General features: G+C 42.1%; 16 protein-coding genes. All 16 read right to left on the reverse strand.

Annotated elements, in window-relative coordinates; genetic code table 11:
* Positions 1-206 precede the first annotated feature (206 nt).
* Positions 207-1217: an NADH-quinone oxidoreductase subunit NuoH gene (nuoH, locus tag AN957_RS25025; protein ID WP_053478558.1), complete on the reverse strand. Its 1011-nt coding sequence runs from the start codon at positions 1215-1217 to the stop codon at positions 207-209.
* Positions 1217-2317 carry an NADH-quinone oxidoreductase subunit D gene (locus tag AN957_RS25030; protein WP_053478557.1) on the reverse strand — a complete coding sequence of 367 codons (1101 nt, stop codon included), beginning with the start codon at positions 2315-2317 and terminating at the stop codon, positions 1217-1219. The genes nuoH and AN957_RS25030 overlap by 1 nt, the downstream gene beginning before the upstream one ends.
* A gap of 3 nt (positions 2318-2320) precedes the next feature.
* Positions 2321-3700, reverse strand: coding sequence for an NADH-quinone oxidoreductase subunit C (locus AN957_RS25035; RefSeq protein ID WP_056686772.1), 1380 nt, complete (start codon positions 3698-3700; stop codon positions 2321-2323).
* Between the two features lie 3 nt (positions 3701-3703).
* On the reverse strand, positions 3704-4216 hold the full coding sequence (locus AN957_RS25040; RefSeq protein ID WP_053478556.1) for a NuoB/complex I 20 kDa subunit family protein: 513 nt from the start codon (positions 4214-4216) through the stop codon (positions 3704-3706).
* Positions 4207-4581, reverse strand: coding sequence for an NADH-quinone oxidoreductase subunit A (locus AN957_RS25045; protein ID WP_053478555.1), 375 nt, complete (start codon positions 4579-4581; stop codon positions 4207-4209). The genes AN957_RS25040 and AN957_RS25045 overlap by 10 nt, the downstream gene beginning before the upstream one ends.
* Before the next feature lie 36 nt (positions 4582-4617).
* A complete protein-coding gene (locus AN957_RS27935) occupies positions 4618-4851 on the reverse strand; it encodes a hypothetical protein (RefSeq protein ID WP_156341167.1) in 234 nt (77 codons plus the stop codon).
* 750 nt (positions 4852-5601) lie between these two features.
* Positions 5602-6009 (reverse strand): F0F1 ATP synthase subunit epsilon, encoded by a 408-nt coding sequence (locus AN957_RS25055; protein WP_053478553.1) that lies wholly within the window; start codon positions 6007-6009, stop codon positions 5602-5604.
* A 22-nt stretch (positions 6010-6031) separates the two neighbouring features.
* Entirely contained in the window at positions 6032-7453 is a 1422-nt protein-coding gene (gene atpD, locus AN957_RS25060) for a F0F1 ATP synthase subunit beta (protein WP_053478552.1), read from the reverse strand.
* Between the two features lie 209 nt (positions 7454-7662).
* Positions 7663-8520: an ATP synthase F1 subunit gamma gene (gene atpG, locus AN957_RS25065; protein ID WP_053478551.1), complete on the reverse strand. Its 858-nt coding sequence runs from the start codon at positions 8518-8520 to the stop codon at positions 7663-7665.
* Positions 8521-8560: 40 nt separating this feature from the next.
* Positions 8561-10069 carry a F0F1 ATP synthase subunit alpha gene (gene atpA / locus AN957_RS25070; protein WP_053478550.1) on the reverse strand — a complete coding sequence of 503 codons (1509 nt, stop codon included), beginning with the start codon at positions 10067-10069 and terminating at the stop codon, positions 8561-8563.
* A gap of 24 nt (positions 10070-10093) precedes the next feature.
* Positions 10094-10630, reverse strand: coding sequence for a F0F1 ATP synthase subunit delta (locus AN957_RS25075; RefSeq protein WP_053478549.1), 537 nt, complete (start codon positions 10628-10630; stop codon positions 10094-10096).
* Positions 10627-11145: a F0F1 ATP synthase subunit B gene (locus AN957_RS25080; protein ID WP_053478548.1), complete on the reverse strand. Its 519-nt coding sequence runs from the start codon at positions 11143-11145 to the stop codon at positions 10627-10629. Before AN957_RS25080 ends, AN957_RS25075 begins: the two co-directional genes overlap by 4 nt.
* A gap of 150 nt (positions 11146-11295) precedes the next feature.
* On the reverse strand, positions 11296-11508 hold the full coding sequence (gene atpE, locus AN957_RS25085; RefSeq protein WP_053478547.1) for a F0F1 ATP synthase subunit C: 213 nt from the start codon (positions 11506-11508) through the stop codon (positions 11296-11298).
* Between the two features lie 73 nt (positions 11509-11581).
* Positions 11582-12295: a F0F1 ATP synthase subunit A gene (gene atpB, locus AN957_RS25090; RefSeq protein ID WP_053478546.1), complete on the reverse strand. Its 714-nt coding sequence runs from the start codon at positions 12293-12295 to the stop codon at positions 11582-11584.
* A gap of 22 nt (positions 12296-12317) precedes the next feature.
* The gene (locus AN957_RS25095; RefSeq protein WP_056686779.1) at positions 12318-12692 is read right to left on the reverse strand and encodes an ATP synthase subunit I; all 375 of its coding nucleotides are present in this window, start codon (positions 12690-12692) and stop codon (positions 12318-12320) included.
* Between the two features lie 417 nt (positions 12693-13109).
* Positions 13110-15359 (reverse strand): S8 family serine peptidase, encoded by a 2250-nt coding sequence (locus tag AN957_RS25100; protein WP_056686782.1) that lies wholly within the window; start codon positions 15357-15359, stop codon positions 13110-13112.
* Positions 15360-15390 lie beyond the last annotated feature (31 nt).

Consider the following 15390-nt stretch of genomic DNA (forward strand, 5'->3'; position numbering starts at 1 on the left):
AAAGTAAGCTTTTTTTAAGATAAGAAAGTAATAACTTTGGAGTTAGAGAATTGTCTAGCGCAAGCGTCCTATCGCCTATCAAACTTCAGGCACCCTCCGCAACGATTGCGTCAACATCGGTTCGCTCTCGCTCACCGTGTTTCCTTTATCGAAAGAACCGGACCTTCTGCGTTTATACGGCGATGACCAAGGCGTTACCGCTTTTCCTATAACAGTTTAAAAATTTCCTTGATGATGGCTGTTAGGAAAATATTCGCTAATGCGATTGGTAAAAGTATTTTCCAGGCAAACTCCATTAACTTATCTGCACGAATACGCGGAAACGTGCTTCGGAACCAAATTAATAGAAAGACGACAAACATGAACTTAAGCGCAAACCAGACGGCACCTGGAATAAAGTCTAGGAATGAGAATAGCGGAAGCCATCCTCCTAAAAATAAAACAGTTGTTAATGATGCCATCGCAAACATATACACATATTCAGCAAGCATGAAAAATGCCCAACGGAATCCGGAATATTCAACATGGAACCCGGCTACAAGTTCGTTTTCGGATTCAGGAAGATCGAATGGGACACGGTTTAACTCAGCCACTGAAGCAATGATAAAGACAATGAATGCAACGGGCTGAAGCAGGATATACCATACATTCTCTTGCGCAGCCACAATATCATTTAGGTTTAAACTGCCTGTTAAAAGAATAACGCCGAGCACTGACATCACAAGCGGGATTTCATAGGAAATCATCTGTGCAGCTGCACGCATTCCCCCGAGTAGGGCATATTTATTGTTGGAAGCCCATCCACCGGTAACCATTCCAATCGTCGTCAAACCTGAAATGGCGATATAGTAAAGCAATCCAATATTTAAATCTGCAAATTGCAATTTATCTGTAAACGGAATTGCTGCAATAACTATAAATGATGGTGCAAATGCGATAACTGGTGCAATTATAAATAATGGTTTATCAGCAAGCTTTGGAATCGTATCTTCTTTTAGCAGAAGCTTTAAAACGTCAGCAACAGTTTGCAATAATCCCCAGCGTCCGCCCACTTGGTTCGGACCTTGGCGAAGCTGCATAAATCCCATAACCTTCCGCTCTGCTAGGATCGCATAGGTTACGAATCCCAAAATGACTAAAAGCAATACGGTTGCGAGTAAAAAGAAAATCCCAAAGTTTAAGATCCCCGGCTGGGAATGCAATAAATCTTCAACCATTAGCCATCCACCTCCCCTAGGATGATATCAACCGCTCCTAGAATGGAAATTAAGTTTGCAATTGTCTCTCCCTCTAATAGCTTAGGGAGAATTTGGAGATTATAGAATGATGGTCGTCTAAATTTCAGGCGATATGGTTCTTTTTTTCCATCACTTGCGATATAACAGCCGATTTCTCCTCGAGGAGACTCAATTCGTACAAAGGCCTCTCCTTTAGGTGCTTTAATGATCTTTGGCACCTTCGCTAAAATCTCCCCTTCAGCAGGGAACTGTTCACACGCTTGTTCTAAAATTTTCAATGATTCCTCAATTTCATCAAGGCGAACATGATAACGCGCCCATGCATCCCCTGTTTCACGGGTAACCACATCAAAATCAAACCGATCATAAATGGAGTAAGGTTCATTTTTACGCAGATCCCATTTGACTCCTGTACAGCGAAGATTGGCTCCACTAAGGGAATAGTTAAGTGCGTCTTCCTTCGTGTATGTCCCAATTCCTTTTACACGGTTCATAAAGATTTCGTTTCCTGTTACGAGCATATGATAGCCCTTTAATTGTTCATGCATATAAGGGACGAACTCTCTTACTTTATCAATCCAGCCTTCTGGCGCATCCCATTTGACTCCGCCAACACGCATGTAATTAAATGTTAGCCGAGCGCCTGATAGCTCATTCAGCATATTGATGATCATTTCCCTTTCACGGAAAGCGTATAGAAGTGGACTCGTTGCCCCAAGATCAAGCAAGTACGTACCAAACCAGACAAGGTGGCTTGCTACCCGGCCAAGTTCCATTGCAATGACACGTAAATACTCGGCTCTCTCAGGTACTTTAATATCCATCATCGTTTCAACCGCATGGCAAATTACATAGTTATTCGTCATCGCTGAAACGTAGTCCATCCGGTCAGTATAAGGGATGATTTGTGTATATTGAAGATCTTCTGCCAGCTTTTCTGTTCCGCGGTGAAGGTAGCCGATGACTGGCTTTGCCTCTACAATGGTTTCTCCATCAATTTTTAAGACGAGACGAAAAACACCGTGCGTACTTGGATGCTGAGGTCCTACGTTCAAAAGCATTTCTTCTGTTCGCAACATTGGTTACACCTCCACATCATACGGTTCATAGTCTTTCCTTAGTGGATGGCCAACCCATTCTTCACCAAGCATAATGCGGTGCAAGTTCGGATGATTGTTAAACTTAATGCCCAGTAAATCATATGCCTCACACTCTGGCCAATTCGCACCTTCCCAAAGCGGCTGCAATGAATCAATCGTTGGTCCATCACGGTCAATCTTTACTTTTAATGCAACGGATTGACTATTTTTATATGAATATAAATGAACATACACTTCCATATGTGTTTCAAAATCCGTTCCATGCAGCTCTGATAAATAATCAAAGCCTAATTGCTCGTTATATTTCAAAAACTCTGCAATTTTATAATAGCTTTCTGGCTTTGCTACAAGGGTTGGAACATCCTTTGATAGATTATTAATATAATAATCTTCTATATGATCATTTCCAAGATGCTCTTCTATGACTCTAATATATTTATCAAGATATGGCTGATTTGGTGATGGCTTCGCTTCTTCTGCTGGTTCAGCCTTTACGGTTCCACCACCAGCCTTCGCTTTGGCTGCTGCTGCAGCTGCGGCTTTTGCCTTGGCGGCTGCAATCGCTTTTGCTTTTTCATCGTCTCCTGCTGCGCCTCCAGCTTTTGCTGATGCTGCGGCCTTTGCTTTCGCGGCTGCTGCTGCTTTTGCTTTCGCGGCAGCTATCGCTTTCGCCTTTTCGTCATCCCCACCAGATTCACCTGATTGTTTTGCCAATGCTGCTGCTTTTGCTTTGGCTGCTGCGGCGGCCTTTGCTTTGGCAGCGGCAGCGGCTTTCGCCTTCGCGTCATCTCCAGCCTCACTTGATTGATTTGCCTGAGCAGCAGCTTTCGCTTTCGCTGCGGCGGCAGCCTTTGCTTTGGCAGCAGCAGCAGCTTTTTGCTTGGCTATATCAAGGTCTTCAGTTGGCGCTTCTTCTTTCTCTTCGCCTTGTTCCTTCGCCTTCATTTTCGCTAGTGCGGCAGCCTTTGCCTTTGCTGCGGCAGCAGCTTTTTGCTTGGCTATATCAAGGTCTTCTGACGGTGCCTCTTCCTTCTCTTCGCCTTGTTCCTTCGCCTTCATTTTCGCTAGTGCGGCAGCCTTTGCCTTTGCTGCGGCAGCAGCTTTTTGCTTGGCTATATCAAGGTCTTCTGACGGTGCCTCTTCCTTCTCTTCGCCTTGTTCCTTCGCCTTCATTTTCGCTAGTGCGGCGGCCTTTGCTTTCGCTGCAGCGGCAGCTTTTTGCTTGGCTATATCAAGGTCTTCTGACGGTGCCTCTTCCTTCTCTTCACCCAGTTCTTTAGCCTTCATTTTCGCTAGTGCGGCAGCCTTCGCCTTCGCGGCAGCCTCTTTTTTTAGCTGTTCTAAATCTTTTTCACCGCTCATGGGTTAGATCACCTTCTTCCCAGTCTTAGCCTCGTAACGGATCTTTTCTTTCAATTTATTAATTCCATATATTAAAGCAGCTGGATTTGGTGGACATCCAGGTATGTATACATCAACAGGTACAATTTGATCGACCCCTTTTACAACTGAGTAAGATTTCACATAGGGTCCACCAGCTGTTGCACAAGAGCCCATAGCAATGACCCACTTGGGTTCTGGCATTTGATCATATAACCTGCGAAGAATTGGCGCCATTTTCTTTGTTACTGTACCTGATACGATCATAACATCTGATTGGCGAGGGGAATTGCGATAGAATGTACCGAAGCGTTCTAAGTCATAGTGTGCATTACTTGCCTGCATCATTTCAATCGCACAACAAGCAAGCCCGAAAGTCATAGGCCATAACGAGTTGCTGCGAGACCATGCTTTAATTTGTTCAAGCGTTGACATAAATACCGTTCTTTGTATCTCTTGCATATCCTCTTCAGGGATGTTTTCGATTCTTAGATCCATTTCAACACCTTCTTCTTCCAAGCATAAATAAGCCCGATGACAAGCATAAATACAAAAATCAACATTTCAATTAATGCAAAGATTCCGAGTTTTTCATATGCAACAGCCCAAGGATACAAAAACACTGTCTCCACATCAAAAATAACAAACATAAGGGCAAAAATATAATAGCGCACATTGAACTGTACCCTTGAATCACTAAATGGTTCAAGTCCACTCTCATACGTGGTGTACTTCGAATCATACGGTTTATAAGGACGCAAAAGCTTCCCTAAAAACAACGCCACCACAGGTAACAAAATCCCCAGACATAGGAATACAAACACGATCAAATAGTTATTTTGATATAAATTTAGCATTTCCATGTCTATCCCCTCCAATGTTGTAAAATTTTTAATTCTTCAATATTTGTAACCGTAACCATTATAGCACTCTTCCAAATAAGTGTCGACAAGCCCTAGTATATTATTGGAAAATCCCTCACCTGCCAAACAAAGCTTTTGCAGCGTTTGAGAGCTCGCTCTCAAAAAGCGGAAAAAGCTTTGTTTGGCAAGCTTCAGCGGCAGCTGAAGCCGGAGGTGCGGCAGCACATCCGGGTGAGAGATTTTCCATCTAACACACCCGGATGTCGACACATATCCCTCCCCGCTGAGCATTTGTACCATCTCCCTGAATCACTCCCCCGAATACTCTCCCCAAGATGGTACAAATGCGAACTGACATCTGCATTATTACTAGTCTTATACTATCAGCACTCTTGTGAGTTGGGGCGTCAGCCCCTAGAAGGTTTCCATCTTCCATCCTAGATGTCTACCCATCCCCTCCACCCTGAGCATTTGCGCAAAGCTCCTAAACTCACTTCCCCGAATCCATCCACAAGTTAGCACAAATGCGAACTGACATCTGCATTATTACTAGTCTAATACTATCAGCACTTTTGTAAGCTGGAACACAGCCCTAGAGAATTTTCATCCCTTACACTCAAAGCCCAACACATTCCCCGAACACACAACAAAATGGCAATATTGTGAATCCACCTATCCTCTTTACCTACTAATCTCTAATTCCTCCCCATTCCATTTACCATTAAAGGTCAAATTCATCTTTCTGTCAGTGAGATTTGTCAACAAATCTTCATTATTTTTATTGGACAGAATGTCTCTTAAAATAAATCTATTCATTTCCTTAAAAATAAGAAGTTGTTTTGATAATGTATATATATTTATAGTTAAAAGTTTGCCAAAGTCCCTTTATCGGTCACTTCCCTCTGTATTCCGGCCAAAATTTCATTATTCCGGTCATTTCCTCTCATATTCCGGTCAATCCAATCTATGATTTTCCACAAAAAAACACCCCCCAGTACAACTGGGAGGTGTCCTCTATGATTAAAATTGTCTTTCTGAAACATTAATACGGTTTAGTGCGCGCTGTAGAGCTAGTTCAGCACGTTTGAAGTCGACGCTTTCACGTTTCTGATCGTTCAGACGCTTTTCCGCACGTTCTTTCGCACGAAGAGCACGATCTACATCAATTTCATCTGCTTGTTCAGCAGATTGCGCTAAAATAGATACTTTGTCTGGACGAACTTCTACAAATCCGCCACTTACTGCTACGATGTCTGTTTTTCCTTGCGTTTTTAAACGAACGGCTCCAATCTGTAACGGTGCAACCATTGGAATGTGCCCTGGTAAAATTCCGAGCTCACCGCTCTCGGCCTTTGTACTTACCATTTCCACATCTGATTCATACACCGGGCCATCGGGAGTAACAACACTGACTTTAATCGTCTTCATTTTTTACCCTCCTGGTCCGAGATTAGACTTCTACACCCATACGTTTTGCATTCTCAATCACGTCTTCAATGCGGCCGACTAGACGGAATGCATCTTCTGGAAGGTGATCATATTTACCTTCAAGAATTTCTTTAAAGCCTTTAACTGTTTCTTTAACCGGTACGTATGAACCTGGCTGGCCAGTGAACTGTTCAGCCACGTGGAAGTTTTGAGATAAGAATACTTGGATACGACGCGCACGCTGTACAACAAGCTTATCTTCATCAGAAAGCTCATCCATACCTAAAATTGCGATAATATCTTGTAATTCTTTATAACGCTGTAATGTTGACTGTACTTCACGAGCTACTGCGTAGTGCTCTTCGCCAACGATTTCCGGTGACAGTGCACGAGAAGTTGAAGCAAGTGGATCCACCGCAGGATAGATACCCATCTCAGAAAGCTTACGCTCAAGGTTTGTTGTTGCATCTAAGTGAGCGAAAGTAGTAGCCGGAGCCGGATCCGTATAGTCATCGGCTGGTACATAAATCGCTTGGATAGAAGTAACAGAACCTACGTTAGTAGATGTGATACGTTCTTGCAGTTTACCCATTTCAGTAGCAAGAGTTGGCTGGTAACCAACGGCAGAAGGCATACGGCCAAGTAGCGCTGATACTTCTGAACCTGCTTGAGTGAAACGGAAGATGTTATCCATGAAGAAAAGAACGTCCTGTCCTTGGTCATCACGGAAATATTCTGCCATTGTCAAACCTGTCAAAGCAACACGCATACGTGCACCTGGCGGCTCGTTCATCTGACCGAATACCATCGCTGTTTTCTTAATAACGCCTGAATCTGTCATTTCATGATAAAGGTCGTTACCTTCACGTGTACGCTCACCTACACCAGCGAATACGGAAATACCGCCGTGCTCTTGAGCGATGTTATTGATTAATTCCTGGATTAAAACGGTTTTACCTACACCGGCACCACCAAATAGACCGATTTTTCCACCTTTAATATATGGAGCAAGCAAGTCTACTACTTTAATTCCAGTTTCAAGAATTTCTACCTCTGTTGAAAGCTGCTCAAAATTTGGTGCTTCTCTATGGATAGAGTCGCGGCGAGCATCAGCAGATAGTGCCGGATCTAAGTCGATTGTTTCACCTAATACGTTAAATACACGGCCAAGTGTAACATCACCAACAGGTACAGAAATTGGTGCACCAGTATCAATTACTTCACTACCACGTGTTAAACCGTCAGTAGATGACATTGCAATGGTACGAACTGTATCATCACCTAAATGAAGGGCAACTTCAAGGGTTAAGTTGATGTCAACTTCAGATTCATTACGCGCTTTATTTACGATTGTCAATGCATTATAGATCTCAGGAAGTTGTCCGCTTTCGAACTTTACGTCAACAACTGGACCCATAACTTGAAGAACGCGTCCTTTGTTCATCTTTTTCCCTCCTAACGTTCAATTCAACATACAAAAGGGCAAGGGACCGACTTGGTCCTCATCCCTTGTATTTATTTAATTTTTGTCTAGCTTCAGCGCCTAGCCCCTCTTGGGTCTAAGCCAATCCGACAAGAAGATTAAAGAACAACCTTCATGCCGGCTCGTCTTATGCTTGTCGGGGCTGACCCAGGCACTTTTCGCATTTCAAATTATTCCAACGCGGCTGCTCCGCCGACGATTTCGGTAATTTCTTGTGTAATTGCAGCCTGACGAGCACGGTTGTAGCTTAGGCTGTATGAGTCAATAAGCTCTTTCGCGTTGTCAGTTGCACTTTTCATCGCGCTCATTCTAGCAGCATGCTCACTAGCTTTACTGTCTAGAAGTGCTCCATAAATTAAACTCTCTGCATACTGAGGTAATAATACATTTAAAATCTCTTCTGCAGATGGTTCAAATTCATAAGATGTTAGTTTGTTAGATGTCGCAATATCGGTTAGTGGAAGAACTTTCTTCTCTGTAACATCCTGTTGGATTGCACTGACAAAGTGATTGTAGTACATGTATAGCTCATCAAATGCTCCATCAGCAAACATATTCACTGTTTTATTTACAGTATCTTTAATATCAGCAAATGTTGGTTGATCAGCTATTCCAGTAATGTCGAGAATAACGTTCATGTCACGTTTCATGAAGAATTCGCGGCCCATCTTCCCTAAAGCGATAACCACATACTCATCTTTTGATTTGTGGCGCTTCTGAATCGTTTGGAATGCTAAACGCAAAACGTTACTGTTAAATGCACCTGCAAGACCACGCTCAGCAGTAATGACTAAATAAGCTGTCTTTTTGACAGGGCGAGAGCTTAACATCGGATGCGTTGCATCTTTACTGCCTAAAGCAATGGATGCAGTAACCTCTTGAATTTTATCCATGTAAGGAACGAACTTTTTCGCATTCATCTCCGCACGGTTAAAATTAGATGCAGATACCATTTCCATCGCTTTCGTAATTTGACTCGTTTTCTTAGTGGAAGTTATCTTATTCTTTATATCTCTTAATGATGCCACAGGTTCTCACCACCTTTTTTCAAAGTTTGTCAGACCCCAATTATTCGGAAACTGCGAAAGATTTTTTGAATTCGTTGATCGCAGCAGCCATATCATCATCAGAAGGAAGTTCCTTCGTTGTAGCGATATGGTCTAACAAATCTTTGCGGTTGTGGTCTAACCAAGAAAGGTATTCTGATTCGAAACGACGAATATCCTGTACAGGAATATCATCAAGGAAGCCACGAGTTAATGCATAAAGAATCGCAACTTGCTTTTCAACTTTTAATGGTTTATTTAGATCCTGTTTTAATACTTCTACTGTACGAGCACCACGGTTAAGTTTTGCTTGAGTAGCTTTATCAAGATCAGAACCGAATTGAGCAAACGCTTCTAGCTCACGGTATGAAGCAAGGTCTAGACGCAATGTACCAGATACCTTTTTCATCGCTTTAATTTGCGCTGAACCCCCTACACGTGAAACAGAAAGACCTGCGTTGATCGCTGGACGTACTCCAGAGAAGAAAAGGTCAGACTGCAAGAAGATCTGTCCATCTGTGATAGAGATAACGTTTGTTGGGATATATGCAGAAACGTCACCTGCTTGCGTTTCAATAAATGGCAATGCGGTGATTGAACCTGCACCTTTTGCGTCACTTAACTTAGCAGCACGCTCTAAAAGGCGGCTGTGTAAGTAGAATACATCCCCTGGATATGCTTCACGACCTGGAGGACGGCGTAATAATAAGGAAAGTTCACGGTATGCAGCAGCTTGCTTTGTTAAGTCATCATAGACTACTAATACGTGCTTTCCATTTAACATAAATTCTTCTCCCATTGAAACCCCAGCATATGGTGCTAAGTATAACAATGGAGCAGGTTGTGATGCAGAAGCTGTTACAACAATTGTGTAATCCATTGCACCATTTTTACGTAACGTTTCAACTAGTCCACGAACCGTTGATTCTTTTTGTCCGATTGCAACATAGATACAAATCATATCTTGACCCTTTTGGTTCAAGATTGTATCGATAGCAACGGATGTTTTACCAGTTTGACGGTCACCGATGATTAACTCACGTTGTCCGCGTCCGATTGGCACAAGAGCGTCAATCGCTTTAATTCCCGTTTGAAGTGGCTCGTGTACAGATTTACGATCCATAACACCAAAAGCCGGGCTTTCAATCGGGCGCGTTTTTGTTGTATTGATTGGGCCCATTCCATCCACTGGCTGTCCTAATGGGTTTACAACACGACCGATTAACTCTTCCCCAACAGGAACTTCCATGATACGTCCTGTACGGCGTACCTCATCCCCTTCACGAATTTCTGTGAAAGGTCCTAAAATGATAATACCGACGTTATTTTCTTCAAGGTTTTGCGCCATACCCATAACGCCGTTTGAAAATTCAAGAAGCTCTCCAGCCATGACATTGTCGAGGCCATGAGCACGAGCGATACCGTCACCAACTTGGATAACTGTACCTACATCACTCACTTGAATTTCCGACTGATAGTTTTCGATTTGCTTTTTTATCAGCGCACTGATTTCTTCAGCTTTGATGCTCATGAGTTTCACCCCTATCTACGAATCTTATCCTAATAATTGACGTTCCAGACGATCTAGCTTACCGCGCAAGCTGCCGTCGAAAATCCGGTTTCCGATTCGAAGCTTGATGCCGCCGAGTAAATTAGTATCTACGATATTGTCAATGCGAAGTGATTTCTTGCCAACCTTTTCTGCAAATGATGAAGACAGCGCTTCACGTTCCGCGTCTGTTAACGGGCGGATCGAGTATACCTTCGCCTCTGCAATGCCTCTTGCATCATTTGCCATATTTACAAAGTGATCCGCCACATCCGAGATTTCATCTTCTCGATGGCGTTCAATTAAAAGCATTAACGTATTTAAAACGAATGTATTTACAGATGCAAATGCATCCTTTAGAATCTCCTTCTTTTTTTCAATTGAAAGCTTAGGAGACTTAAGCACTGCCTGTAATTCGGAAGTTTCATTCATTACTTTTTTCACTGCACGAAGCTCTTCTTCCATTTGGTCAAGAAGCTGATGTTCATTTGCAAGCTGGAAAAGAGCTAACGCATAGCGCTTTGCTACTATAGAGCCCGTCATCGCTCTTCTCCTGCCTCTTGAATGTATTCGTTAATAAGCTTCTCTTGATCCTCTGCACTTAATTCCTTCTCAATCACCTTGGAAGCAATTAATACAGATAGTGAAGCCACTTGTTCGCGAATAGCTGCAACTGCCTGTTCTTTCTGCTGTTCGATCTCAACCTTAGCAGATTGCTTAATACGCTCAGATTCCGCACGTGCAGCAGCAATGATTTCCTCACGCTGTACATCGCCTTGCTTCTTCGCACTTTCAATTAAGCCTTGCGCATCGTTGCGCGCTTCTTTTAGAAGGTTTCTTTGCTCTTCTAAAAGCTTTTTCGCTTCTGTACGGCTTTGTTCAGCCGATTCGATTTCATTTGCAATATGTTCTTCACGTTCTTTCATGATGCCCATTAACGGACCCCATGCGAACTTTTTAAGCAAAAGTAATAAAATAATAAACGCAATCAACTGATAAATCATATCTCCACTGTTAAAACCGGTTGATGCACCTAATACTAAACTGTTTGATAACACCCTCGATTCACTCCCTTCAAGAGCTATAAGAAATGCAAAAACGATGTTTCATTTATATAAAACTTAGATTTTTCATATTTAAGACATAAAGGAATGGCGAAGGTCCTCATCGAATGATCTTCGCCATTTTCAAATTGTTTAAACTAGGAGTTACTGTCCAACAACCATGAACGCGATAACTACTGCGATGATTGGTAGTACCTCTACTAAACCTACACCAATAAACATTGTTGTTTGTAGCATTCCACGAGCTTCAGGCTGACGAGCCATCCCTTCAACTGTTCTTGAAATGATAAGACCGTTACCGATACCAGCACCTAGTGCTGCTAAACCTACTGCGATTGCTGCTGCTAATAGACCCATTCTAAATTTCCTCCTTGAATTGTATAATTAATTTTTTTATTTGTGTTTTGTTCAAAATTGAACAGGGTATATATTAATGGTCTCGGCTCACTTTGTGTGCCATATAAACCATAGATAACATACAGAAGATAAACGCTTGGATTCCACCGATAAAGATCGAGAATCCTTGCCAAGCAACCGTTGGAATGATTGCAGCAAATTTGCCGGCCCAGCTGCCAGCAGCTAGAGTACCAACTAATAATGAAAGGAGAATTTCTCCAGCATAAATATTTCCATAAAGACGCAGACCTAATGTGAGGGCATTGGCAAATTCCTCAACAATCTTAATTGGAGACATGATCCAAAATGGCTTAAGAAATTCACGTCCATAACCGCCTGCTCCTTTTGCCTTAATCCCAAAGAAATGCGTTAAGGCTAGTACCATTAGAGACAAAGTCAATGTAATTGCGGGATCAGCTGTTGGTGATTTCCACCAGAGTTCCCCGTTATAAGTGATTGAAAATGGCAGACCAAGCATATTGGAAACAAAAATATACATAATCAACGTTAAAGCAAGCAGATGGAATCGTCCGCCATCCTTCCAATCCATCGAACTGTTAATAATGCCTTTAACAAAATCCATTACCCATTCGAGTATATTTTGCATCCCTGTAGGTTTCATGGCTAATTTCCTAGTAGCGAGAACAGCTATAATAAATACAACTGCGCTGGCAATCGTAATCATCATAATATTCCCTAAGTTAAAAGTTAAGCCCATAAACTCACGTAAAGGAGCTCCATGATGCATTAATATTCACCTCTCTTCCCCGCTATTTACGTAAATGAAAAGTTTGAAGAAAAAAATCTATCATAATGACAACATATGAAGTCATTAATCCAATTACTACACTGATCAGATGGACCTTCTCGGGATATTCCATTGCAACAAACACAGCAAGTACTGCCATTGCCATTCTGGAAATCATTCCGAGTGAGCGTATCTTCTCACCGTTTGCGACCGCATTGCCAAATTGCTCTGTTTTCCTTGCTAGAAGCCACAAGTTAAACAAACTACAGGAAGTACCCAATACTAATCCTAAAAAGATAGATTGGTAAGAAGTAAATCCCCAGCCAAGAACATAAATTGACAACAATAAAAATATGTATTTTCGTTGTCTCACATAGGTAGCTTTTAATTCTGGCATTATGATTTATTCTCCTGTAAAAAATTGATGGACTGCTTTGTATGGGTTGCGGTCTTTTGATGCTCATTAAACGCATTCTCCCTCACTTTGAGGTGAATGGTAAGTGGGTTTTGAGGTGTTACTAATTACTATTAGCAACATGCAGACGTGGGAATAATGACTGCCCAAATATTATGAAAACCCTATCATATTATACCCTTTGTAAGCATACAATAGGGGCTTGTCAATGTCAATGCATTTAAAATGAAAAAAGTCATATATATCAAGGGAAAGAAAGTGTGTTCACACTATTTTCATAATAATTTGAATCTTACCTATTGAAAAAGGGGTGAAGTTCTGCTACACCCCTTTTATCAAGTATTTGAAGGTTTTTCATACAGTAGAAAAATCCTTCATTTTAATAGATTTTTTTCAATTTTACTTAAGCAAATGGATAGATGATGATTCCATTTCACCATTTGGTAATATATACAAATAGGATTCAACCGCATCCTCTCTCCCCGCTTTTTTCGCAAACACCTTAATTTTATAAAGGCCTGGCTCTGGGAGCTGATCTCTTTTAATCTCCTGCAGCAGCTGCCCTTTTCCTACCCCTCTTTTCCAATCAAGAAAATCAATAAAACGCAGGCTATCTGCATCAAACATTGCAATGCCGAATTCCTCCGCTCCTCCCGGCAGATAGACCTCATAACGGTACGTATCAGGCTTGTCTCCCTTTCCAACTCCAAACCCCATGACTCTTGGATAATTTGGTTCCTCAAGAACATAGATATATGGAATATTGATTTCTTGTGATCCAGCTTTTAATCTTATGGTTCCATCATACACCTTTTTTTTGAATACATTTGGGTCGACAGCAAGCTTCAGCTCCAGCCGCTTTTTTTCTCCTGGCTTTAAATAGAAAGAAAGAGGAAGCGTCCAGCTTAGACCATTTTCAGCATGCGGAATAGAAAATGAGTACGACAGGGGGGAATCACCAATATTTTCTACCGTTATATATCCATTATGTTCGTGCATACGATCAGCTAGTTGAAACTTGCCAAACTGTAATGAGGCAGGCATGACAAGAGAATTTGATTTTAATGCCTTTTCCATTTGGATTCTTCCTGCTCCCTGTTCATACGCTCGGTACGGCTTTCCCTTTTTGTTTAGGAGCGGTTTTGCTGTATTCATAAGGGCTGCTTTAATTTTGTCTGGACCCCAATCAGGATGTGCTTGCTTGATAAGTGCACTAGCTCCTGCTACATGCGGAGCTGCCATACTCGTTCCTTGCAGCGGCAAATATCCGCCTGGTACCGTACTATTGATAGCGACTCCTGGTGCAACGATGTCTGGTTTGATTTCCCATGTAGATGTTACAGGACCACGAGAGCTGAAATCGGCAAGAATATCCTTTTCTTCTATTATATAGGTCCTTGCAAAAATCTTATCTTTGGAGAGCTTCTTTCTTAACTGCTCCCCTTTCGTTTTTGATAAAGCAGTTACCGGAATAGGCAGTTCTCTTTCTAAATTCCCGAAAAAGTTCCCCTTCGTATTATTGTAAATAATGACTGCTTTTGCGCCTGCTTCGAATGCATTTATCCCCTTTTCTGTAAAGGTAAGCTCTCCTCTTTCTACAAGAACGATTTTTCCTTTAACTTCCTTCAGTTCGTCCTTTTTGCCTAATCCAGCAAAAACCATTTCATTCGATTGATTGAGTTCCCAATCAACCGATCCCTGAAGCGGCTCTAGCCTGAGCTTCTGACCCGACACCTCCAAGAAAGGAATATTTATGGACGGTGTTGAAGCACCAACGGATATTGCCTTTGAAGCCGTACCTGGTGAACCGACCGTCCAATAATTCGGACCGGAATTGCCGGAGGAAGTAACTGCTGTAATCCCTTTATCTACCGCTTTATTTAATGCCATGCTTATTGGCAAATCTGGACCGTTCACGTTGTTGCCAAGTGATAGGTTTAATATATCGACTCTATCCTTAATCGCTTGATCAATTGCGGCAATGACCTGTTCCGTTGTCCCGCTGCCTCCGGGACCAAGCGCACGATAAGCTATAATTGTTGCATCCGGAGCTACTCCTTGAATTTTCCCATTTGCCGCGATAATGCCAGCCACATGAGTCCCGTGCAACGTGCCTTCACCATCAGCAGCATTCGTTTCCATCGGATCATCATCTCCATCCACTAAATCATGCCCGCCGCCATAGTTGACTCTTAAATCTGGGTGGGTGTAGTCGATTCCAGTATCAATGATCCCAACTTTCACTCCTTTTCCTGTTAATCGCTGATTTTTTTGATCAAAAAGTCCGCGAACCTCCTCTCCGCCAATCATTTTTATACTCTCTTCTGCATGAACCTTATACGTATTAACCGGAGAGATGAGTGAGGTATTCACTTTGTTTGATATTTGCTCAATTTCTGCCTGCCTCCCCTTTACCGAAAAGCCATTTAGAGCGTATTTATAAATATGCCTTAGCTGTAAATGAGGGATTGAACGAACGAGCTTCATTATTTCTTCCTCACTTTTTTCTTCTGATAAAACAACAATAGCAACTTTCTCCTTGTCCGATGACTCCATTGGAATTTGCGGGTGATTTAAGGTTCGTGCGGATACCGCTGACTGAGATAGGCATATGAGGATGACGGTTAAAAACAAGATGATTTTTTTCATAGAAAGCACCCTTTTTTGTAATAGGGTTTTC

This window comes from Cytobacillus solani (assembly GCF_001420595.1).
Taxonomy (GTDB): domain Bacteria; phylum Bacillota; class Bacilli; order Bacillales; family Cytobacillaceae; genus Cytobacillus; species Cytobacillus solani.

Excerpts from the sequence above, each read along its gene's own strand:
- nuoH (WP_053478558.1), bottom strand. The coding sequence starts at position 1,217 with ATGGTTGAAGATTTATTGCATTCCCAGCCGGGGATCTTAAACTTTGGG.
- AN957_RS25030 (WP_053478557.1), bottom strand. The coding sequence starts at position 2,317 with ATGTTGCGAACAGAAGAAATGCTTTTGAACGTAGGACCTCAGCATCCA.
- AN957_RS25035 (WP_056686772.1), bottom strand. The coding sequence starts at position 3,700 with ATGAGCGGTGAAAAAGATTTAGAACAGCTAAAAAAAGAGGCTGCCGCG.
- AN957_RS25040 (WP_053478556.1), bottom strand. The coding sequence starts at position 4,216 with ATGGATCTAAGAATCGAAAACATCCCTGAAGAGGATATGCAAGAGATA.
- AN957_RS25045 (WP_053478555.1), bottom strand. The coding sequence starts at position 4,581 with ATGGAAATGCTAAATTTATATCAAAATAACTATTTGATCGTGTTTGTA.
- AN957_RS25055 (WP_053478553.1), bottom strand. The coding sequence starts at position 6,009 with ATGAAGACGATTAAAGTCAGTGTTGTTACTCCCGATGGCCCGGTGTAT.
- atpD (WP_053478552.1), bottom strand. The coding sequence starts at position 7,453 with ATGAACAAAGGACGCGTTCTTCAAGTTATGGGTCCAGTTGTTGACGTA.
- atpA (WP_053478550.1), bottom strand. The coding sequence starts at position 10,069 with ATGAGCATCAAAGCTGAAGAAATCAGTGCGCTGATAAAAAAGCAAATC.
- AN957_RS25075 (WP_053478549.1), bottom strand. The coding sequence starts at position 10,630 with ATGACGGGCTCTATAGTAGCAAAGCGCTATGCGTTAGCTCTTTTCCAG.
- atpE (WP_053478547.1), bottom strand. The coding sequence starts at position 11,508 with ATGGGTCTATTAGCAGCAGCAATCGCAGTAGGTTTAGCAGCACTAGGT.
- atpB (WP_053478546.1), bottom strand. The coding sequence starts at position 12,295 with ATGCATCATGGAGCTCCTTTACGTGAGTTTATGGGCTTAACTTTTAAC.
- AN957_RS25095 (WP_056686779.1), bottom strand. The coding sequence starts at position 12,692 with ATGCCAGAATTAAAAGCTACCTATGTGAGACAACGAAAATACATATTT.
- AN957_RS25100 (WP_056686782.1), bottom strand. The coding sequence starts at position 15,359 with ATGAAAAAAATCATCTTGTTTTTAACCGTCATCCTCATATGCCTATCT.